Source organism: Chryseobacterium cupriresistens (assembly GCF_046614675.1).
In the GTDB taxonomy this organism is placed as follows: domain Bacteria; phylum Bacteroidota; class Bacteroidia; order Flavobacteriales; family Weeksellaceae; genus Chryseobacterium; species Chryseobacterium cupriresistens.
In genome coordinates, this window is sequence record NZ_JBKKJT010000012.1 from 72,424 (window position 1) to 92,858 (window position 20,435).

Below are 20,435 nucleotides of genomic sequence, written 5' to 3' on the forward strand. Positions count from 1 at the left end.
AAATATAAAAACTATGGACAACATCAATTTCTTACCCATACTAAACTCGGTTCTTTATTCATTTTTAGGAATCGCCATTTTACTTGTATGTTATTTCATTATTGAAAAACTGACTCCTGAAAAAACATGGCACGAGATCGCCCAGAACAAAAATATAGCTATTGCTATTGTCTTTGCGGCATTTATTATCGGAATTTCAATGATCATAAGCGCAGCAATTCATGGATAAGAAGAGGATTCCTCTTGAGCTGCTTTTATTGTTTTCAGTATTCGTCATTGCTACATGTGGATTGATTTATGAGCTGGTGGCCGGAGCCCTGGCGAGCTATCTTTTAGGAGACTCTGTAAAGCAGTTTTCTTTCATTATCGGAGTGTATCTCTTTTCAATGGGAGTAGGTTCCTACCTTGCGAAATTCATCAAAGGAAATCTTATTGATAAATTTATTGAGATCGAAATCCTCGTAGGAATTGTAGGCGGAATCAGTTCTGTTGTGCTTTTTATTCTGTTTAATACACTGGCACATTTTGAAAGCGTTCTCTATCTCTTTGTCTTCTTCACCGGATGTCTTGTAGGGGTGGAAATCCCGCTTCTGATGAATATTTTAAAAGACAGGGTTCAGTTTAAAGATTTAGTTTCAAATGTTTTTGCATTCGATTATATCGGGGCTTTGCTGGCATCCATTCTTTTCCCGTTGGTTTTGATTCCGAAATTAGGAATTGTAAAGACACCTTTGTTTTTTGGATTGATCAATATCTCTATTGCGATATTCCTGTGCTATTATCTTACAAAGGAATTATCAAAACCCTTATCCCTGAAAATAAAATCTATCGCGGCATTTGCCTTCTTGCTGGGACTTTTCTTTTTTTCAGATACGATTCTGTCTTATTCTGAAGAAAAACTATATGGCGAAAATGTGGTTTATACTAAAAGTTCACCCTATCAAAGAATCGTTTTAACGAGGAATACGCACGAGTTTCGTTTATATTTAAATAATAACCTACAGTTTTCTTCCACGGATGAATACCGTTATCATGAAGCTTTGGTACATCCTGCTATGTCGATGGCGAAAAACATTGATAATGTCCTGATTTTGGGAGGAGGTGACGGCTTCGCAGCCAGAGAAGTATTGAAATACAAAGACGTTAAAAAAGTAACCCTGGTGGATCTTGATGGTGAAATGACTCAGTTTTTCAAGACCAATGAAACCATGCGCAGGCTGAACCAGAATTCTTTTTCCAATCCAAAAGTAGAAATCATCAATAAAGACGCTTACATATGGGTAAAAGACAGTAAAAAGAAATTTGACGTTATCATCATAGACTTTCCTGATCCGTCCAATTATAGCTTAGGAAAACTCTATTCCCTGCATTTTTATAAAGAACTGGAGAAGCTGACAACGCTTGATACGAAAATTGTGGTTCAGACCACATCTCCATATTTTGCTCCGAAATCTTTCTGGTGTATTGAGAAAACAATCAATCAGATTTTTCCTTTCACAGCAGCGTATCATACCTATGTTCCGTCTTTTGGAGAATGGGGATTTTCGATGGCTTCATTTGAGCCCGTCAACAACAGAGTTTACAGAAAGCTTCCCGGCTTAAAATACTATGATTATAACTTTTCACAGATGTCTTATTTTAATAAAGATATGAAAGTGAAAGATGTAGAAGTTAACCGTCTGGACAACCAGATACTAGTCCGTTATTTCGATGAAGAGTGGGGGAAAGTACAGTAGAAAAGATTTTCTTACAACTATATTTTTAGGTAGCCTTATGCTTCCTTTTTTGCAGTATTGCGGAAAGAAAGTAAAAGCTTTGCTGTTAAAGATCACGGGGACCAATCATGTTCTCGGGCATAGATTATGGGCAAAAGATTTTCCACAGTTTTCTGAAGTTATCCACACTAAGTATCTTATTGTCGGGGGAGGAATTTCCGGACTTTCAGCGTGTAGATTTTTCAGTAAGCATCATAAAAATGATTATCTTCTTCTGGAAATGGAAAACCATCTTGGCGGCAATTCTTCCAACGGACAGAATTCATTTTCAAAATTTCCTTTAGGGGCTCATTATTTACCGTTACCGAACAAAGAGAATACAGAAATTATCGACTTCCTTAAAGAATGTAAAATCTGCTTGGGAACTGAGGATGGCGGAGAACCCATCCTTGATGAATACCAAATGACTTTTCCACAACAGGAAAGACTGTTTTATAAAAATGCCTGGCAGAACGATATTGTTCCGCAAAGAGGAATTTCAGCGCAAACCCAGCAAGAGCTTGCCCGCTTTTTTAAACTGATGGATGAATTTCGTGCAAAGAAAGACACTGAAGGAAGATATTGGTTTGCTATTCCGGTACATGACTCCAGCAGAGAAGATGAGGTGGTAAAGCTTGAAAAAATCATTTTTAAAGACTGGCTCACAGAAAATAACTTCTATTCGGAAGAACTTCTCTGGCTGCTGGATTATTCCTGCAGAGACGATTTTGGCTTAGGAATTGACTATGTTTCAGCATGGGCAGGCATCCATTACTTTGCCGGAAGAAAAAACAACTGGAGCACGAAATATAAAGATCAGGTATTCACATGGCCAGAAGGAAATGCAAGACTGGCAAACCATTTTTCAAAATATACAGAGGGAAAACATTGGCCGGGAAATCTGGTTTTTGATATAAAAATCAATGATAAAGTTGAGGTCTTAAGTTTTGATAATACCCAAAAGAAAACGAAGAAGATCATTGCAGATAAAGTATTGTTTGCAACCCCACAATTTGTGAATGAAAGAATTTTTAATCAAAAAAGAGCATCATCATTTCATTATGTTCCGTGGCTTTTAACCACCATTACCCTGAAGAATGAATTCGGAGGAGATGAAGAGCTGGCCTGGGATAATGTGATCTACGGTTCTTCGGGATTAGGTTATATCTTCGACCAGCACCAGAATCTGAACCAGGTTATAGGCGAAAAAGTGATTACTCACTATAAAAGTTTTTCAACCGGAGACTGCAAGAAAGCAAGGAAAAAGCTCTACACCATGAAAGATGCTGAACTGAAAGATTTAGTTTTGGATGATCTGAAGAAAGCCCATCCATTGATAGAAGATTTCATCCTGGAAATGCAGTTTCATAAAATAGGACATGCGATGATTGCTCCCGTTCCCAACCAAATTTTTGGTGAAGAAACCCAAAAAGCAAAAGAGTCCATAGAAGGAAAAATTTTCTTCGCTCATTCTGATCTTTCGGGAATCTCTATTTTTGAAGAAGCCTTTTATCAGGGAATCCGGACTGCAGAACAAATGATGTAAAATACTACAATGAAACAACCGTGGATACATAATGCAAAAACAGACTGGTGGTTTATTTTATCGCCGCCTTTTCTGGTATTGATGATTATCTTTCTATTTCAGAAACAAATTCAGGGGCTGGAAAATCATTATTCCTTTTACACATGGCTTTTCCTGATCGTTTTTGTGGATGTGGCTCATGTATATTCTACGCTGTTCAAAACGTATTTCGTAAAGGGAGAAATACAGAAAAATAAACTGCTGTATCTGGGAATTCCTGTTTTGAGCTGGATCTTGGGAATGATCCTGTTCCAGTTGGGTAGCCTGACATTCTGGTCAGTACTGGCATTGATTGCCGTTTTTCATTTTATACGGCAGCAATACGGATTTATGAGAATCTATGCGCGCTTTGAACCGGATAACTGGAGCAAAAAAATAGATGAGGTGGCTGTGTATTCCGCAACGATTTATCCGATGCTGTACTGGTTTAAAACGCCCCGTGCCTTCACCTGGTTTGTCAACAATGAGTTTGACTGGCTTCAAAATCTTCCGGATTATATTACTTTAATTACCATTATCTATTTTGCCATTCTGATTATTTGGATTATTAAAACTGTTGTTGAAGCTTTTAAAACAAAAAAAATTAACATTCCGAAAACAGCACTGATCACCGGGACTTTTCTTTCCTGGTATTTCGGGATTGTTTACTTCAATAATGATCTTCTGTTTACTTTTCTGAATGTGGTTTCTCACGGTATTCCCTATATCGCATTGATCTATATCCGGGAAATAAAGCAAAAAGAAAATCATCAGCTGAACCGGATGCAGATTTTTAAATCCTTTTCAGGAATATTCCTATTTGTCGGAGTCATTTTATCGTTTGCCTTTCTCGAAGAATTCTTGTGGGAAACGCTTGTCTGGAATGAGCACTTTTCCCTGAATATGGTGATCTCAGAAAATCTTTTTCAGTTTCTGGTTCCTTTGTTGGTTGTTCCGCAGCTCACTCATTATCTTCTGGACGGCTTTATTTGGAGAAAACCAAAAAAAGTTAGTTAACTTTGTCCGGAACGTTTAAAATCTGAAAATGAGACAATATTTTTTATCATTAACAATTTTTATTGGAATTATTGTTGGAGCCCAGCAGAAAACTTTCTGTAATCCTATCAATATCGACTACGGATATACCCCTTTTGAAGCCTTTTCCAAGCAGGGAAAGCACCGTGCTACAGCAGATCCGGTAATTGTCAATTTTAAAAATAAACTTTTCCTTTTTTCTACCAATCAGGAAGGATACTGGTACAGTGATGATATGCTGGATTGGAAGTTTGTAAAAAGGAAATTCCTCAGAGATAACAAATACATCCATGATCTTAATGCCCCGGCAGTCTGGGCAATGAAAGATACTTTGTATGTGTATGGCTCTACCTGGGAACAGGATTTCCCGATTTGGAAAAGTACTAATCCCACCAAAGACGACTGGAAAATTGCAGTGGATACTTTAAAAGTAGGAGCGTGGGATCCTGCATTCCATTATGATGAGGATAAGAATAAATTATATCTGTACTGGGGTTCAAGCAATGAATGGCCATTGCTGGGAACAGAAGTGAAAGTAAAAAACCTTCAGTCCGAAGGTTTCGTAAAACCGATTATTAAGCTAAAACCTGAAGACCACGGTTGGGAAAGGTTTGGGGAATACAATGATAATGTTTTTCTGCAGCCTTTTGTAGAAGGAGCGTGGATGACGAAGCATAACGGGAAATATTATATGCAGTATGGTGCTCCGGCAACAGAATTCAGCGGCTATTCCGATGGAGTGTATGTAAGTAAAAATCCTCTGGAAGGCTTCGAATATCAGCAGCATAATCCGTTCTCTTATAAACCGGGCGGTTTTGCAAGAGGTGCAGGGCACGGAGCGACATTTGAAGACAATTACAAAAACTGGTGGCATGTTTCGACCATCTTTATTTCAACTAAAAATAATTTTGAAAGAAGACTGGGAATCTGGCCGGCAGGATTTGATAAAGATGATGTGATGTACTGTAACACGGCTTATGGCGATTATCCGACTTATCTTCCCCAATATGCACAGGGAAGAGATTTTACAAAAGGTCTTTTTGCCGGATGGATGCTGCTGAACTATAATAAACCGGTGCAGGTTTCATCTACTTTGGGTGGATATCAGCCCAACTATGCGGTAGATGAAGACATCAAAACGTATTGGAGTGCTAAAACAGGAAATTCCGGGGAATGGTTCCAGACGGATCTGGGTGAAGTTTCTACGATTAATGCCATTCAGATCAATTATGCGGATCAGGATGCTGAATTTATGGGAAAAACGTTGGGGAAAATGCATCAATATAAAATCTATGGCTCCAACGACGGGAAAAAATGGAATGTGATTGTGGATAAAAGCAAAAACATGAAAGATGTTCCTCACGACTATGTAGAACTTGAACAGCCTGCAAAAGCCCGTTTCCTTAAAATGGAAAACCTTAAAATGCCAACAGGGAAATTTGCATTAAGCGGCTTCAGAGTATTCGGAAAAGGAGCAGGAAAGCAGCCTGCTAAAGTGGAAGGGTTTGTTCCTTTAAGAGCTGACCCGAAAAAATATGGTGAAAGAAGAAGTATCTGGATGAAATGGCAGCAGAACCCTGATGCAGACGGCTATGTAATCTATTTTGGAAAGTCTCCCGATAAATTATACGGAAGCATCATGGTATACGGAAAGAATGAGTATTTCTTTACCGGAGCAGACAGAACGGATGCCTATTATTTCCAGATTGAAGCTTTCAATGCCAACGGAGTTTCTGAAAGAACAGCCGTTGCAAAATCTGAATAAATCAATTTAAAAATAAAAAATAACACGTTTTGAGGATTCAGGACGTGTTATTTTATGTTTGCTTTCTTAAGAAATGTTTCTATTTTATTGATAAAGAATTCGTCATTTGGATGTTTATCCCAATCCAGGTGCCCACCATTAAATTGATAAGATTCACGGATAACATGGTTGGCTGTCAAAGCTGAATCCAGTCTTTTTTCTTGTGTAAACGGAATTACGCGGTCCGAATTTCCATAGTAAGATAAAGTAGGAGGGGAATCGCTTTTTATCCATTTCACAGGACTGGCAAAACCTATCTTTGATGTTCCGGTTTGAATTATTTCAGGGGCCACAAGTCTGCTTTCTACAAAAGAATACTCCTGATAGTTTTTAAACCCCGGATCCGAAAGATCTGCAGGACCCACAATATTAATTACAGCTTTTACTTTTTTATCCGCATCAAACTTGTAGGCATACAACATCGATAAATGGCCTCCGGCGCTGTTGCCTGATAAAATCACATTGGGATTGTAGCCCAGTTTATTTTTTAATAATTCAGTTACCTTTTTAATATCATTAGTTTGATTTGGAAGTCCAAAGCTCGTAGCTGAAGCAAGTCTGTAGTTCATATTAACGAAAATATGATCAGGAAATTTCTGCATCATAGAGAGTGTGAAAAAGGTGAGTTGTGATTTATCTCCAGCCCTCCAGCCTCCACCATGAATCATAATAAAAACATCCTTTTCTTTATTCGTTCGTGCAGATGGAATATAAAGATCCATAACCTGCTCTGGATTGTTTCCATAGTGAATATTTTCCTCCTTATCAAAGTGGATATCTTTACCAAGCTTTATCTTTTTTTCTTTGCAAGCTGTCCATAGAAAAAGGAGGCTGAGGGATATCAAAATAATTTTTATATCTTTTTTCATAATGATTAAATATAAAAAATCCGCTGAAAAGAATCAGCGGATACCGTAAGAATAATTAAATATGAAGAAAGATAATTCTCTATCTTGTTCTGCTTTTGATGGCATCTGATGCCCCTTCGATGTCTCTCACCTTTTTCACTTTCTGGTTTCCGAAATTGTAGGTAAGGCTTACGATTAAACTTCTGTTGTAACGGTTTTGGTGGATATAATTATAATTTCCGTTCTCCTGAAAGTCTTCAATTTTAACAATATTGGTATTCAGGACATCGTTTACATTCACTGCAAAAGTCCAGTCGTTCCACATTTTTTTAAGACTGAGATCCAGACTCATTAAGTTTTTCAGTGAACCAAGCTCAATCTGCTGTTTATCTACGAAGAAATAATTAAGTCCGAAGAACCATGTTTTCTTTTTATCAAGACGGATGGTATTATTGGTCTGGATCAGAAGACTGGTAGAATTGGTTTTATTGGTGTAGGTTATAAAATTTCCATTAGGTCCTTTGCTATCTTTGAAACGGTCTCCCGTAGTAGGATCCGTATCAAGACTTCCATTGTTGATATTATGCTGCACTCCAATATTGAAATTGGTTGTCCAGTACTGTTTGAAAAACGACTTCTGAATACCTACCATGGCCGACATTTCCTGCTTATTTCCAAAGTTGGTTCTGATGTATCTCAATGCAGGATTATCACCAATTTTACCATCCGGTGATACCGGGTATCCCTGAAGCGGAACCTGTGTAATGACGTCCTGAATGTAAGAATGGTTTAAAATCAGGAAATACGAATTTCTGTACATATAGGTAAGTTCCTGATTGTAGTTGGAAGAGGCCTTTACAAACGGATCATTCTGAGTATAATTATCATCGGTCAGAATATTTTTTACCGGATTAAGTTCCCAGAAACTTGGCCTTCTCATTCTGCTTGAAAAGGAATAGGAAATATTGTTTTTATCATTAATCGCATAATTCAGGCTGAGATAGGGAAGAAGGTTTTTGTAATTTCTCTCAATTCTTCTAAGGGCTTCTGTGGGAGCGTTGTCAGACGTACCAAGACTGTTGGTGATCTCGTATCTGGCACCTACTTTTCCTGAAAGTTTGTCGGAAATTTTTTTCTCCACGGTAAGATAGATTCCGTAGATGTTTTCATCATAGATAAAATGGTTGGGTCTTGAATCCGGAGCTGTTACGGGATTAAATGAATAAGTGATGTTTTTAGAATCGTTATCTGTTTTAGTCTTGTTATAATTTCCACCGACGGAAACGGTAAGATCATTTTTAAACTTTTGATTATAATCCACCATTCCGGAGAAATTATTAATGATCTGCGGAAGGTCCTGAATAACTTGTTTTGTTCTTGCTCCTACATTTCGGTTGATATCTGAGGTAAAGGTTTGGTTATCCGTAAACTGGAACCTTCTGTAGTTGAGGTATGCTGCATTTACATTCAGTTTGCTACCCAGAGAATCCGTTTTTAATTCATAGTTTAAATTCACAGAATTGTTATAAGATCGTGTATTCTCTCTGTTTTTAGACCATGTATATTCCGTATTCGTTTTTTTTATGGTATTGAATAAATCTACCGTTGAATTATAACTTTTATTGGCCCATGTATTCCATGATAAGGCAAGGTTGCTTTTGTCGTTCAGCTGGTAATCGATATTCAGATAACCTCCTATGTTTTTATTCGGATCGTCAATATCTCCGGTAGATTCGTTGGAAGTTGTTGAGGTTCCGTTTCTCAGGGTATAGGTTTGTGCTTCGATATTTTCACCGCCGCTAAGACTGGCACTTACTCCCAGTTTATCTTTTCTGTAATTGGCTGAGAAACTTGCCTGGCTTCCGTTATACTTATTGGTTGTGTTAGACATTCTCATGTTTCCGTTGAGACCGTCACTCATTTTTTTCTTTAAAATGATATTGATGATTCCATCAGAAGATTCTACCTGATACTCGCTGCCGGGAACAGTAATCACTTCAATTTTCTGGATATTTTCAGCCGGAGTATTTTTCAGAAACTGAGCCAGTGACTCAGAATCCATATTGCTTTTTCTTCCGTTGATATAGATCAGAGCATTGTTTTTTCCTGCTATTTTTAATGTTTTATCATCTGTAGAAGATAATAAAGGAGTTTGTTTTAAAAGATCAAAAGTGGTGTTTCCTTTGGCAACAGGTGATGCTGCCACATCGTATACAAAACGGTCACTTTGCTTTTTGAAAACCTGCTTTGTGATGGTAACACCTTCTATGTTTTTTGTTTTTGCCGTATCAGATTTCTTCTCTTGTGCAAATGCACAGGTACCGAATACAATTGCCATTGACAAAATTATACGTTTCATGTTGTTTTTATTTAAGAGTGGATTTAGTGAAATAAGTGGTTATAGATTAGGTTCTTGATTTTACAGCATCATTAGCCGATTTCATTTCCCTTGCTTTTTTCAGTTTCTGATTTCCGAAATTATAAGTAACCCCTAGGCTCATCAACCTTGGATAATTGAAGTTGGTGATATTGTTAAATTTTCCATCGGGCTGTACGCCTCTAATGCTGTAGAAACTTTGATTAAATAAGTCACTCACTTCCGCTACAATAGTCCAGTCTCCTGCAATTTTTTTCAGACTGAAATCGAAGCTTTGTCTTGCTCGGATCATACCTCCTTCCATGGCAGTCTGGCTGGCAAAGAAGTAATTCACTCCCAGGAACCAGTCTTTTTTAGAAGACAGTCTGATCACATTATTGATGGTTGCAGACATATTATAGTTTTTAACATCAATGATATAAGGATCCACTACTTCAGTTTCTCCCGGAACCGGCATGGAAGTAGGATCTTCAAATACTCCGCCTTTGTAGGTAACATATCCCAGATTGACAGAATAATTGGTTGTCCAGATGTCTTTGAACCAGGACTTGTTCATTCCAAGAGTAAGAGCAATTTCCCTGTTTTTACCATAATTGGTTCTGATATATCTTAAGAATCTGGTAGTTTCCATAATTGGATTTCCTTTGATATCCTTGATGATTTTCCCGTCAGCATCTTTTTTAGGAGCTGTTACCGTTCCCTGCAATGGAATCAGGTCTGAAGCTGCTGCATCTTCCACCATATTAAAACTAAGATTGGCATAGAATGCATTTTTGTACATATAATTTAACTCCTGATTATAATATTTGGAAGCCAGTATAAATGGATTGTTCTGTGTATAATTGGTAGGAGTAAAATAAGTTCTTGAAGGATTCAGTTCCCAGAATCTCGGTCTTCTGATTCTGCTGGAGAAAGTATAGCTCAGATTATGATTGGTATTGATGGCGTAGTTTAAATTCAGATAAGGCAGAAGGTTGTTGTAATTTCTTTCAAAACCTGTTTTATCTACAATATCCCCGGTGCTTCTGGTCATTTCGTAGCGGGCACCAATCTTTCCGGATATTTTCTCAGTCAGTTTTCTTTCATAGTTCAGGTAAATTCCAAGAATATTTTCTTTATAAATGAAGTGATTGGTTTGGTTGGGATCTATGATAAATTCCCCCTTTATTAGTTTATCCTGTTTGGTATCGTTATCTGTATTGGTGTGATTGTAGCTGATCCCCATTAACCATGTTGCGCCTTTCGCTGTCTTTTTCAGATAATCAATATTGGCTGCATAGTTGTTGATAATTTGGGGTACCGCCTGATGCAATGCAGAATATTTGTTAATCGTATCATTCGTTAGAGGAAAACTCTCATTGAAGCTTACTTTATCTCTGTTGAACCACAGGTAAGAAACATTTGATGTAAGTTTACTTCCCAGAGAATCTGTTTTCATCTCATAATTTAAATTGAAAGAATGATTTCTGGTCTGTGCATCCTCGTTATTCACTGTTCTGTTGTTTAAGACTCCGTTTTGCCAGTTGGTAATATCCAGTACAGAATTGAAACTTTTATTGTATCTCATGTTGTAGGAAAATCCAAGACTGTGTTTTTTATTGATTTCATAATCAACATTGAAGCCTCCACCAAAATTTTTGTTAGGATCATCATTAAACCCAAAAGACTCATTTCTGAAAGTAGGATCACCGTTGGACAGCGTATATCTTTGTCTGTCTGTCCAGCTTCCCGTTCTGAAATTGGAATTACCAGACCATTTACCTTGTCTGAAATTAAAAGAAGCTCCTGCATTAGGGTTATTGTAATAAGCCTGCTCGTTCTGCATTTTCAGCGTTCCGTTGTAGCCGTTGTTTTTGCTTTTTTTCATCACAATATTGATTACCCCTTCTTTAGATTCAACCTGGAATTCACTTCCTGGAACTGTAATCACTTCTATTTTCTGGATATCCTCAGAGGGAGTAGACTTCAGCATTTCAATCAACGCCTCAGAATCCATATTGGTTTTTTTATTGTTGATATAAATGATTGCATCATTTTTTCCCAAAATCTTCAGCGTCTTTCCGTCAATGCTGGAAATCATCGGTGTTTGTTTCAAAAGAGTAAAGGTGTTGGTCCCTTTAGCTACAGATGAAGAAGCTACATCGTATACCAAACGGTCACCTTGTTTTTTGAAAACCTGCTTCTTGAGATTCACTGCATCAATAGCATTTACTTTCAAACTGTCTTTTTTCTGCTGGGCAGTGATAAGTCCACCGAAAAATAGTGCTGCAATAAGAATTTGAGTCTTCATGATTATTCTTTTTTAATTAATAGCTTGTATGGTTTGTTATTTAACATTACAAAGATATATAATAAATTTAGTATTATGCAATACAAAGTACTTAAAAATATTTTTGAATCATCGCAATTGATTGATTGTCAGTTGATAAAAATTTAGTTTAAAATATTGATTGCTTGATCTTTCTGTATAATAAGACAAATAAATGATGCTAAATGTTACATCAATGAAAGAAATTATGAAAGAATTTTTTTTAAATTGGATAATTAATATTGGAATTTATCCTCGTAGTTCAACAATTATGTCACAAAGGTCATATCCGTAAAAATAAAAAAGGACCGAAAAGGTCCTTCATTATATTGTTTATTCTCTGTCGAATCGGGCCAGCTTTTTATCTACCCAAACCGTTGCAAAGGGGAAGAATGCCGATAATAAGGCAAAAACAAAATCTTCATCATCCCAATTATAAATTTTTCTGGCAGGAAGGCAGAGTAGAAGGTAAAGAGTAAAAAATAATCCGTGTAAACTACCAATAACACTGATGAAGATGATAGAATATAAATTTTCATCATACCGGATCCAGATCATCGCAACACCATACAATAAAAGACATGAAATGGCCTCTGCAAGACAAATCTGCTTAAACCATCTGATGATTTTTTCCTGAGAATATTTTGAGAATATTTTTTCGATGAAGTTCATTTCTTAAGATTGTGGTGAGGGTTAAAAGGTAAGAGTCTTTCTCCAGGCTTGGTTTTAGCCTCTCATTTCTGATTTACAAAATTACTTATAAAAACTACTACCATCCAAATATTCAAAAACTTCTGGTGGCAGCATAGGTCTTACATTTTTACCATCCTTTATCATATTACGGATTTCCGTAGCTGAAAGCTCTATTATGGGTGCTTTTACCAGAGAGATATTTTCATGCTGTAAATATTCAGGATCTTTTTTCTCGCCTTCAAATACTCTTGGGTAAACAATAATATGATGATTTTTGATCAGGATATCAGCATTTTTCCATTTGTGAAGGCTCTTTAGATTATCCTCTCCCATGATCAGACTGAAAGAATAATCAGGGTATTTCTCATGCAGATACGTTAAGGTATCAATAGTATAACTTGGTTTCGGAAGAGAAAACTCCACATTGGAAGCTCTCATATTGGGGTAATTCTTTACTGCCAGTTGTACCATATCAAGTCTGTTATGGTCATTCAGTAAAGACTTTTTGTCCTTAAATGGGTTTTGCGGGCTTACCACAAACCAAAGCTCATCCATATCAGAATTTTCCAGAATATAATTGGCCAGAATAAGATGCCCGATATGAATAGGATTAAATGATCCGAAAAATAAACCGATTTTTTTCATTTGTTCAGGTGGCAGGTAGAAGATTATAGGTAATAGTAATTAATCCCTGAATTTTACATCCTTGATATTAAGATAATGAGTGACATTGCCTTTCCAGTGATTCTCTTCCAGGGTAAAAGCAAGATCAAAATTTTTATTTTTAAAATCTTCAGCAAACTGTCCGAGTTTGAATCCGACACATTCAATATTTCGTCCCGTAGATTCCTGCTTGATATAAAACTTCAGGTGATTATTATCTTTTCCCATGGTTTTTACATATCCGGAAAGCTTCTGATTGGTTAATGTAAAAATAGGCTTCATATTATGAGGCCCGAATGGCGCCAGTTTTCTGTGGAAATTGATAAACTCTCTGTTGATTTCGTCAATTCTTATTTCCGTATCAATCGTAATAGAAGGTTCCTTTTGGTGCTCCTGGATTTTTTCAGAAACAATTCTTTCAAATTTTTCCTTGAAGGCATCAAACTTATCTTTTTCCATCGAAAGTCCGGCAGCAGCATGATGGCCTCCGAATTTAAGGAAATATTCAGAGCACATATCAAGAGCTTCATGTACATCGAAATCAGAAACAGACCTTGCAGAAGCTACCATTTCTCCGTTATTACCATCGGTAAAAACTAGTGTGGGTTTATAATAGGTTTCAATAAGCCTTGAGGCTACAATACCGATAACGCCTTTATTCCATTCAGGATGATAAACGATAGTCGTATGTTTGGTTTCCTGCTGGGATTCTATAATCTGATTGAGGGCCGAAAGGGTGGAATTCATATCCAGTTCACGCCTTTCATCGTTGAGGTTCATAATATCATTCACAATCTGATTGGCATGTTTCAGATTGTCGGAAACCATAAGCTCTACAGCTGCTTTACCATGAGAAATTCTTCCGGCAGCATTAATTTTGGGAGCTATTTCAAAAACGATATTGGAAATTTCAAAATGAGAAAGTTTATCTTCCGGAATCAATAATCGTAACCCAAGATTTCTGGTCTTCCTTAAGGTTTTTAATCCCATTTTAGCCAACACTCTGTTTTCACCTGTCATCGAAACAATATCTGCTGCAATGGAGATCGCCAGAAGATCGGTCAGTTCAAATAATTCTGCTTCCGGTAATTTATAAATGGTATTCAGTCCCTGGCAAAGCTTAAAGCCAACCCCGCATCCTGAAAGTTCCTTGAAAGGATAGCGGCAGTCGCTTCTTTTAGGATCAAGAACAGCTGCAGCGTTTGGAATCTCTTCACCCGGAAGGTGATGATCGCAGATAATAAAATCTATACCCAGATTGCTGGCATAGTTGATCATATCAAGTGCCTTGATTCCACAGTCTAGAGCAATGATTAATGAGAAACCATTTTCTTTGGCGAAATCAATTCCTTCCGTGGAAATTCCATATCCTTCAGAATTTCTGTCCGGGATATAATAATCTAAATATTTTTTCTCAACAATTTTGCTGAGATACAGGTACATTAAAGCAACCGCTGTGGTTCCGTCCACATCATAGTCACCATATACCAATATTTTTTCACCGTTTTCAATGGCGGTAGCAATACGCTCTACAGCTTTTTGCATATCTGCCATTAAAAAAGGGTTGTGGATATCGTTAAGGTTCGGTTTGAAGAATTCTCTGGCCTTTTGATAATTGTCAATTCCCCTAAGAACGAGGATTTTAGATTCAAAAGTACCAAAACCAAGTGACGAACTTAGTCTGTCCACAACTTCCTCATCGGGTTCAGGCTTGTAAATCCATTTTTGACTCATTTCACAAAAATAAGGAAAAAAAATAGCATTCAGGGAAGAACTGAAACGAAGTTTTGACTTAATAATTGTTAAAAAAAGGCTATCTTCATGCTCCAAAATTTTAAATGACTATGAAAAAAATTACTCTATGCTTTCTGTTACTGGGAACAGCATGTTCGATCAACGCACAGAAAATTAATCTTGGCAAAGCAGCCGGAATGGTTTCAAATGGTGCAAAAGCCTTAACATTTACCAACGAAGATGCTATTAAATTATCCAAAGAATCAGTAGAGTGGATGGATAAAAATAATCCTGTAGCAGGACCGAAAGATCCTTACACTGTGAGACTGAACAGGCTGTTTGGAAAACACAAATCTCAGGATGGTCTGAACCTTAATTATAAAGTTTATAAAGTAAAAGATATCAACGCGTTTGCCTGTGCAGACGGAAGTGTACGTGTATTCTCTTCCTTAATGGATATTATGACTGATAATGAACTGCTTGCCGTAATCGGACATGAGATCGGGCACGTAAAGAATCAGGATACCAAAGATGCTATGAAATCGGCTTATCTGAAGGCGGCTGCATTAGATGCTGCTTCCTCAGCTTCGTCAGATGTAGCTTCACTAAATGAAAGTCAGATAGGGAAGATGGCGAATGCATTTTTAGATGCTTCGCACAGCAAAAAGCAGGAATCTGAAGCAGATACTTATTCATATGATTTCATGAAGGCCAATAAGTATGATGTGGTAGGAGCATATACAGCTTTTAAAAAGTTAGCCTTACTTTCACAGGGAAGTACACAGACTAATTTTGAAAAGATGTTCAATTCTCACCCCGATAGCAACAAGAGAGCTGAATCTATCAAAAAGAAAGCAGAGAAAGAAGGCTTATGGAAAGATCCGGGAACGGTTACTTTACCTGCTGCAAAATTGACGAAATAAATATTATTTATTGTTTAAACGAAAACACCTCAAAGCACTGCTTTGAGGTGTTTTTATATAGATTTTAATGTTGTTCAGATTAAGAATACATTTTCTCTCTTAATTCTTTTACTTTTTTATCCGCAAGATACTCGTCGTAAGTCATTTCTCTGTCGATAATTCCGGAAGGAGTCAATTCGATGATTCTGTTACAGACTGTTGAAAGCATTTCGTGGTCATGAGATGCCAGTAAAAGATTTCCTTTGAAGTTGGATAAAGAGTTGTTCAAGGTTGTGATACTCTCCAGGTCTAAGTGGTTGGTAGGTTCGTCCAATAAAAGAACGTTCGCTTTTTGAAGCATCATTCTACTGAACATACATCTCATTTTTTCACCCCCTGAAAGTACTTTACAGGATTTCAAAGCTTCATCTCCTGAGAACAGCATTCTTCCTAAGAATCCTCTTACGAATTCTTCATGACGCTCTTCGTCATTTTTTGTAAACTGTCTCAACCAGTCAACTAAGCTTAAGTCTTCCTGGAAGAAGTTGGTGTTGTCTAAAGGCATGTGAGACTGGTTTGTTGTTACTCCCCATGCAACTGTTCCTTTATCAGCTTCTACATTTCCAGCAAGAATCTCGAAGAATTCTGTGATGGCTAAAGAGTTTTTAGAAAGTACTGCTACTTTGTCCCCCTTTTTAAGATTTAAATCAATATTTGAGAATAATAATTCCCCGTCTTTTGTTTTCTCAAGACCTTTTACATCAAGGATCTGATCTCCTGCTTCTCTTTCCATTTCGAAAATAATAGCAGGATATCTTCTTGAAGAAGGCTTAATATCATCAATATTTAATTTGTCGATCATTTTCTTTCTTGCAGTAGCCTGTTTTGCTTTCGCAACGTTGGAACTGAATCTCGCAATGAAGTCCTGAAGCTCTTTTTTCTTCTCTTCAGCTTTCTTGTTGGCCTGAGCTCTTTGTCTTGTTGCCAATTGAGAAGCCTGGTACCAGAAAGAGTAATTACCCGTGTATAGGTTAAGCTTAGAATAATCAAGGTCACCGATGTGTGTACAAACCGTATCAAGGAAGTGACGGTCGTGAGATACAACGATTACCGTGTTTTCATAATCAGCAAGGAAGTCTTCAAGCCATGAGATGGTATCGATATCAAGGTCGTTGGTAGGCTCATCCAGAATCAATACGTCAGGGTTTCCGAAAAGTGCCTGAGCCAAAAGAACTTTTACTTTGTCTTTGTTCTCAAGTTCGCTCATCAGCTGCCAGTGCATATCATCAGAAATACCTACGTTAGAGAGCATAGTCTGAGCATCAGATTCTGCAGTCCAACCACCCATTTCGTCATAAATTACACCTAGTTCACCGGCTTTAATACCGTCTTCGTCAGAGAAATCTTCTTTTGCGTATAACGCATCCATTTCCTCTTTTATCTCAAATAATTTCTTATTACCTCTTAAAACAGCTTCAAGAACTGTAAACTGATCATAAGCAAAGTGATCCTGTTCCAAAACTGACATTCTTTTCCCTGGCTCCAGAGATACATGTCCTGTTGTAGGATCCTGCTTTCCTGTTAGTATTTTCAGGAATGTAGACTTTCCCGCACCGTTTGCTCCGATGATTCCGTAGCAGTTTCCTTTGGTAAACATAATATTTACCTCGTCAAAAAGAATTCTTTTCCCGAATTGTAAAGATAAGTTAGATACTGTTAACATATAGTTTTGTAAATTTGGCGCAAAAATACGAAAAGAATTTGGGTATTTTGTAATAATATAATAGTCAAGTTTTTAAATGTACGGTATTTTTTATATATTTCATTAACGAAATTTTAAAATGATGAAGATTGAGAAAACAGTTAACATATTAAACAAAAGAGCCCGTTTTGAATATGAAATTCTTGAAGAATATGAAGCCGGAATGGTTTTAACGGGTACCGAAATAAAATCTTTACGTTCATCCAAAGCATCTATCACAGAATCGTTCTGTCAGTTTATTGATGGGGAATTGTACATCATCAACATGATGATTGATGAGTACAAATTGGGAACTTTTTACAATCACAAAACAAAAAGGGAACGGAAATTGCTCTTGCACAAAAAAGAATTACAAAAACTTGAAAAAAAGTTAAAGGATGCCGGGAACACCATAATACCTTTAAAATTATATATCACTGATAGAGGGAAAGCAAAGGTGCTCATAGCGCTTGGTAGAGGGAAAAAACTTTTCGATAAAAGAGAGGCGATAAAAGATAGAGAAAATAAACGGAACCTCGACAGAATATTAAAGAAAAGTTAAAAATCATTTGAAAAACTTTGTATATAAAGAAAAATTATATTTATTTTGCATTATCAATTATTTAATCATTTAATTCTATGAAAAATCTAAAATTAGGAATTTCAGCATTGGCGCTTACTGTTGCCTCTACTGTTTTCGCACAGACTACCAACAATCCGTGGTTAATCGGAGTTGGTGCTCATGCTGAAAACCACGTAGCAGCAAGAAGTAACTTCAGTAATACGTTCTCTGCTAACAATTTGACAAAAAGTATGTTCAATGTGAACAACTTTTCTATTACACCTCCACTATCTAAGTTAACAGTTGCTAGAAACGTTGGTAAAGGTTTAGTAATTGACTGGCAAACTTCTGTTGGAAATGTTGAAAACAAAAGATTCAACATGGGGAAAGAATTTTTCCTAATGACAGGTCTTGGTTTCCAGGCTCACGCTGCAGGTCTTTTATGGAACGAAGAATCTTGGTTTGATCCATATTTAAGAGTTGGTGCTAACTACTTAAGACATGACTATACAGCTCTTACTTTCCCTAGAACATCTGTTGATGATAACGGTAACCCAATCGAAACTGTAACTAACGGTAAGGATGGTAACGAAAACGGTAAAGCTAACCACTTTACTGTAGCTACAGGTGCTGGTGCTAACTTCTGGGTAACTAAGAACTTCGGTCTTGGTGTTCAGGGAGATTATGTATCAACTCCAGGTGACAAATCTACTGTTGCTAACTTCTGGCAAGCTTCTGCTTCCATCTTATTCAGATTCGGAAACAGAGACAGAGATAAGGATGGTATCCTAGATAAAGATGATCTTTGTCCAGATACTCCAGGTTTACCAGAATTCCAAGGATGTCCTGATACTGACGGTGACGGAGTTCCAGATAAAGACGATCAATGTCCAGAAGTGGCTGGTCCAGTTGAAAACAACGGATGCCCTTGGCCAGATACTGATGGTGATGGTGTAATCGACAAAGATGACGCTTGTCCTACAGTAGCAGGTCCTGCTGAAAACAACGGTTGTCCTTGGCCAGATACAGACGGTGACGGTATCTTAGATAAAGATGATGCTTGTCCTACTGTTCCAGGTCTTCCAGAATACAACGGATGTCCTAAACCAAAAGAAGTAACAGCTACTGATGTTGAGAAAAACCTTAAGAGTGTATACTTCGATTTCAACAAAGCTACAATCAAGCCTGAATCTAAAGGAGCTTTAGATACTGCTGCTGAAATCATTAAGAAAGACGGAGGTAGATTCCTATTAGTTGGTGAAACTGACAAAAAAGGAAGTGATGCTTACAACTTGAAGTTATCTAAAGAAAGAGCTGCTTCTGTAGTTGCTGCTTTAGATGCAAGAGGTGTAGATACCAACGCATTAAAATCAGTTGGTATTGGAGAGCAAAATGCTAAAGTTGCAGAATCTGCTTCTGACGCTGAAAGACAAGCTGATAGAAAAGTAACTGTTAGATACATTGGTGATGACAGTGAGTGGAACAAATATCAGAAATCTGATGTAGCTCCAGCGAAAAAAGCTACGAAAAAAGCTACTAAAAAAGCTCCAGCTAAGAAAAAAGCTGCTGCTAAAAAGAAAAAATAATTAATTTTTCTAAATAATGAATACCTCCAATTTGATTGGAGGTATTTTTTTTTTGTGGACTTTTGAGTAATTTTGTTGGAAATTTAAAAATTAAAATGGGAAGAGCATTTGAATATAGAAAAGCTTCTAAAATGGCCAGATGGGACAAGATGGCCAAGACATTCTCTAAAATTGGAAAAGATATTGCTTTAGCAGTGAAAGCTGGCGGAACAGATCCGGAATCCAATCCTGCATTGAGAAGATGTATCCAAAACGCAAAAGGGGCTAACATGCCTAAGGATAATGTTGAAAGAGCAATTAAAAAGGCAAGCGGTGCAGATGCAGAAAACTATGAAGAGATCACTTATGAAGGTTACGGACAAGGTGGTGTTGCTTTTTTTGTAGAATGTACTACAAACAATACTACAAGAACGGTAGCCAATGTAAGAGCTATCTTCAATAAGTTTGATGGTAACCTTGGTAAGAACGGGGAATTGGCATTTATCTTCGACAGAAAAGGTATTTTCACTATAGATTTGGCTCAGATCAAAATGGATTGGGATGATTTTGAAATGGAAATGATTGACGGAGGAGCAGAAGATGTAGAAAAAGATGAAGAAGAAGTAATGATTACCACTGCTTTTGAAGATTTCGGTTCTTTATCTCACAAATTGGATGCGCTTGGAATTGAAGCAAAAAGTGCAGAACTTCAAAGAATTCCAAATAATACGAAAGAAGTGAACGCAGAACAGTTCAAAGCGAATATGAAAATGCTTGAGCGTTTCGAAGAAGATGATGACGTGCAAAACGTTTACCACAACATGGAAATCACAGAAGAGCTGATGAACTCTCTATAAAAAATAATATAGCATTCATATACAGTTA

General features: G+C 37.1%; 16 protein-coding genes. 9 read left to right on the forward strand and 7 right to left on the reverse strand.

All coding sequences use genetic code 11. From position 1 onward, the window contains the following. The first annotated feature begins 13 nt into the window (after positions 1 to 13). From ACLI50_RS21460 to ACLI50_RS21480, 5 genes are read left to right on the forward strand one after another with little or no spacing between them, the layout of a single operon-like run. Entirely contained in the window at positions 14 to 229 is a 216-nt protein-coding gene (locus ACLI50_RS21460) for a DUF350 domain-containing protein (protein WP_115956693.1), read from the forward strand. After that, complete coding sequence (locus ACLI50_RS21465; protein ID WP_411414606.1) at positions 222 to 1,736, forward strand: polyamine aminopropyltransferase; 1,515 nt, start codon at positions 222 to 224, stop codon at positions 1,734 to 1,736. The genes ACLI50_RS21460 and ACLI50_RS21465 overlap by 8 nt, the downstream gene beginning before the upstream one ends. Positions 1,737 to 1,773: 37 nt before the next feature. Further along, positions 1,774 to 3,300, forward strand: coding sequence for an NAD(P)/FAD-dependent oxidoreductase (locus tag ACLI50_RS21470; RefSeq protein WP_411414607.1), 1,527 nt, complete (start codon positions 1,774 to 1,776; stop codon positions 3,298 to 3,300). 9 nt (positions 3,301 to 3,309) lie between these two features. Then, entirely contained in the window at positions 3,310 to 4,335 is a 1,026-nt protein-coding gene (locus ACLI50_RS21475; RefSeq protein ID WP_411414608.1) for a hypothetical protein, read from the forward strand. Positions 4,336 to 4,363: 28 nt separating this feature from the next. Further along, positions 4,364 to 6,118, forward strand: a complete 1,755-nt coding sequence (locus tag ACLI50_RS21480) for a discoidin domain-containing protein (protein ID WP_330745124.1) — start codon at positions 4,364 to 4,366, stop codon at positions 6,116 to 6,118. A 47-nt stretch (positions 6,119 to 6,165) separates the two neighbouring features. On the opposite strand, the gene ACLI50_RS21485 is transcribed toward ACLI50_RS21480, so the two are convergent. The 6 genes from ACLI50_RS21485 to recJ all read right to left on the reverse strand — a co-directional run bounded on the left by ACLI50_RS21485 (position 6,166) and on the right by recJ (position 14,780). Further along, positions 6,166 to 7,026 carry an alpha/beta hydrolase fold domain-containing protein gene (locus tag ACLI50_RS21485; protein WP_411414609.1) on the reverse strand — a complete coding sequence of 287 codons (861 nt, stop codon included), beginning with the start codon at positions 7,024 to 7,026 and terminating at the stop codon, positions 6,166 to 6,168. Between the two features lie 79 nt (positions 7,027 to 7,105). Further along, on the reverse strand, positions 7,106 to 9,364 hold the full coding sequence (locus tag ACLI50_RS21490; RefSeq protein WP_411414610.1) for a TonB-dependent receptor domain-containing protein: 2,259 nt from the start codon (positions 9,362 to 9,364) through the stop codon (positions 7,106 to 7,108). A gap of 46 nt (positions 9,365 to 9,410) precedes the next feature. Further along, the gene (locus ACLI50_RS21495) at positions 9,411 to 11,672 is read right to left on the reverse strand and encodes a TonB-dependent receptor domain-containing protein (RefSeq protein ID WP_411414611.1); all 2,262 of its coding nucleotides are present in this window, start codon (positions 11,670 to 11,672) and stop codon (positions 9,411 to 9,413) included. Positions 11,673 to 12,023: 351 nt separating this feature from the next. Then, a complete protein-coding gene (locus tag ACLI50_RS21500) occupies positions 12,024 to 12,362 on the reverse strand; it encodes a DUF3817 domain-containing protein (protein ID WP_110008576.1) in 339 nt (112 codons plus the stop codon). An 81-nt stretch (positions 12,363 to 12,443) separates the two neighbouring features. Beyond that, a complete protein-coding gene (gene nadD, locus ACLI50_RS21505; RefSeq protein ID WP_110008577.1) occupies positions 12,444 to 13,028 on the reverse strand; it encodes a nicotinate (nicotinamide) nucleotide adenylyltransferase in 585 nt (194 codons plus the stop codon). Positions 13,029 to 13,067: 39 nt separating this feature from the next. After that, a complete protein-coding gene (recJ, locus tag ACLI50_RS21510) occupies positions 13,068 to 14,780 on the reverse strand; it encodes a single-stranded-DNA-specific exonuclease RecJ (protein ID WP_227940877.1) in 1,713 nt (570 codons plus the stop codon). Between the two features lie 110 nt (positions 14,781 to 14,890). On the opposite strand from recJ, the gene ACLI50_RS21515 reads away from it, so the two are divergent. Then, positions 14,891 to 15,703, forward strand: coding sequence for a M48 family metallopeptidase (locus ACLI50_RS21515; RefSeq protein WP_202840808.1), 813 nt, complete (start codon positions 14,891 to 14,893; stop codon positions 15,701 to 15,703). A 79-nt stretch (positions 15,704 to 15,782) separates the two neighbouring features. On the opposite strand, the gene ACLI50_RS21520 is transcribed toward ACLI50_RS21515, so the two are convergent. Beyond that, positions 15,783 to 17,405, reverse strand: coding sequence for an ABC-F family ATP-binding cassette domain-containing protein (locus ACLI50_RS21520; protein WP_411414612.1), 1,623 nt, complete (start codon positions 17,403 to 17,405; stop codon positions 15,783 to 15,785). 121 nt (positions 17,406 to 17,526) lie between these two features. On the opposite strand from ACLI50_RS21520, the gene smpB reads away from it, so the two are divergent. The 3 genes from smpB to ACLI50_RS21535 all read left to right on the forward strand — a co-directional run bounded on the left by smpB (position 17,527) and on the right by ACLI50_RS21535 (position 20,407). Next, on the forward strand, positions 17,527 to 17,985 hold the full coding sequence (smpB, locus tag ACLI50_RS21525; protein ID WP_047427948.1) for an SsrA-binding protein SmpB: 459 nt from the start codon (positions 17,527 to 17,529) through the stop codon (positions 17,983 to 17,985). 77 nt (positions 17,986 to 18,062) lie between these two features. Continuing rightward, positions 18,063 to 19,571, forward strand: a complete 1,509-nt coding sequence (locus tag ACLI50_RS21530) for an OmpA family protein (RefSeq protein WP_411414613.1) — start codon at positions 18,063 to 18,065, stop codon at positions 19,569 to 19,571. Between the two features lie 95 nt (positions 19,572 to 19,666). After that, entirely contained in the window at positions 19,667 to 20,407 is a 741-nt protein-coding gene (locus ACLI50_RS21535) for a YebC/PmpR family DNA-binding transcriptional regulator (RefSeq protein ID WP_076596963.1), read from the forward strand. Positions 20,408 to 20,435: the final 28 nt, after the last annotated feature.

Excerpts from the sequence above, each read along its gene's own strand:
- ACLI50_RS21495 (WP_411414611.1), bottom strand. The coding sequence starts at position 11,672 with ATGAAGACTCAAATTCTTATTGCAGCACTATTTTTCGGTGGACTTATC.
- recJ (WP_227940877.1), bottom strand. The coding sequence starts at position 14,780 with ATGAGTCAAAAATGGATTTACAAGCCTGAACCCGATGAGGAAGTTGTG.
- ACLI50_RS21485 (WP_411414609.1), bottom strand. The coding sequence starts at position 7,026 with ATGAAAAAAGATATAAAAATTATTTTGATATCCCTCAGCCTCCTTTTT.
- ACLI50_RS21475 (WP_411414608.1), top strand. The coding sequence starts at position 3,310 with ATGAAACAACCGTGGATACATAATGCAAAAACAGACTGGTGGTTTATT.
- ACLI50_RS21530 (WP_411414613.1), top strand. The coding sequence starts at position 18,063 with ATGAAAAATCTAAAATTAGGAATTTCAGCATTGGCGCTTACTGTTGCC.
- ACLI50_RS21465 (WP_411414606.1), top strand. The coding sequence starts at position 222 with ATGGATAAGAAGAGGATTCCTCTTGAGCTGCTTTTATTGTTTTCAGTA.
- smpB (WP_047427948.1), top strand. The coding sequence starts at position 17,527 with ATGAAGATTGAGAAAACAGTTAACATATTAAACAAAAGAGCCCGTTTT.
- ACLI50_RS21520 (WP_411414612.1), bottom strand. The coding sequence starts at position 17,405 with ATGTTAACAGTATCTAACTTATCTTTACAATTCGGGAAAAGAATTCTT.
- ACLI50_RS21480 (WP_330745124.1), top strand. The coding sequence starts at position 4,364 with ATGAGACAATATTTTTTATCATTAACAATTTTTATTGGAATTATTGTT.
- nadD (WP_110008577.1), bottom strand. The coding sequence starts at position 13,028 with ATGAAAAAAATCGGTTTATTTTTCGGATCATTTAATCCTATTCATATC.
- ACLI50_RS21460 (WP_115956693.1), top strand. The coding sequence starts at position 14 with ATGGACAACATCAATTTCTTACCCATACTAAACTCGGTTCTTTATTCA.
- ACLI50_RS21515 (WP_202840808.1), top strand. The coding sequence starts at position 14,891 with ATGAAAAAAATTACTCTATGCTTTCTGTTACTGGGAACAGCATGTTCG.
- ACLI50_RS21500 (WP_110008576.1), bottom strand. The coding sequence starts at position 12,362 with ATGAACTTCATCGAAAAAATATTCTCAAAATATTCTCAGGAAAAAATC.
- ACLI50_RS21535 (WP_076596963.1), top strand. The coding sequence starts at position 19,667 with ATGGGAAGAGCATTTGAATATAGAAAAGCTTCTAAAATGGCCAGATGG.
- ACLI50_RS21490 (WP_411414610.1), bottom strand. The coding sequence starts at position 9,364 with ATGAAACGTATAATTTTGTCAATGGCAATTGTATTCGGTACCTGTGCA.
- ACLI50_RS21470 (WP_411414607.1), top strand. The coding sequence starts at position 1,774 with ATGCTTCCTTTTTTGCAGTATTGCGGAAAGAAAGTAAAAGCTTTGCTG.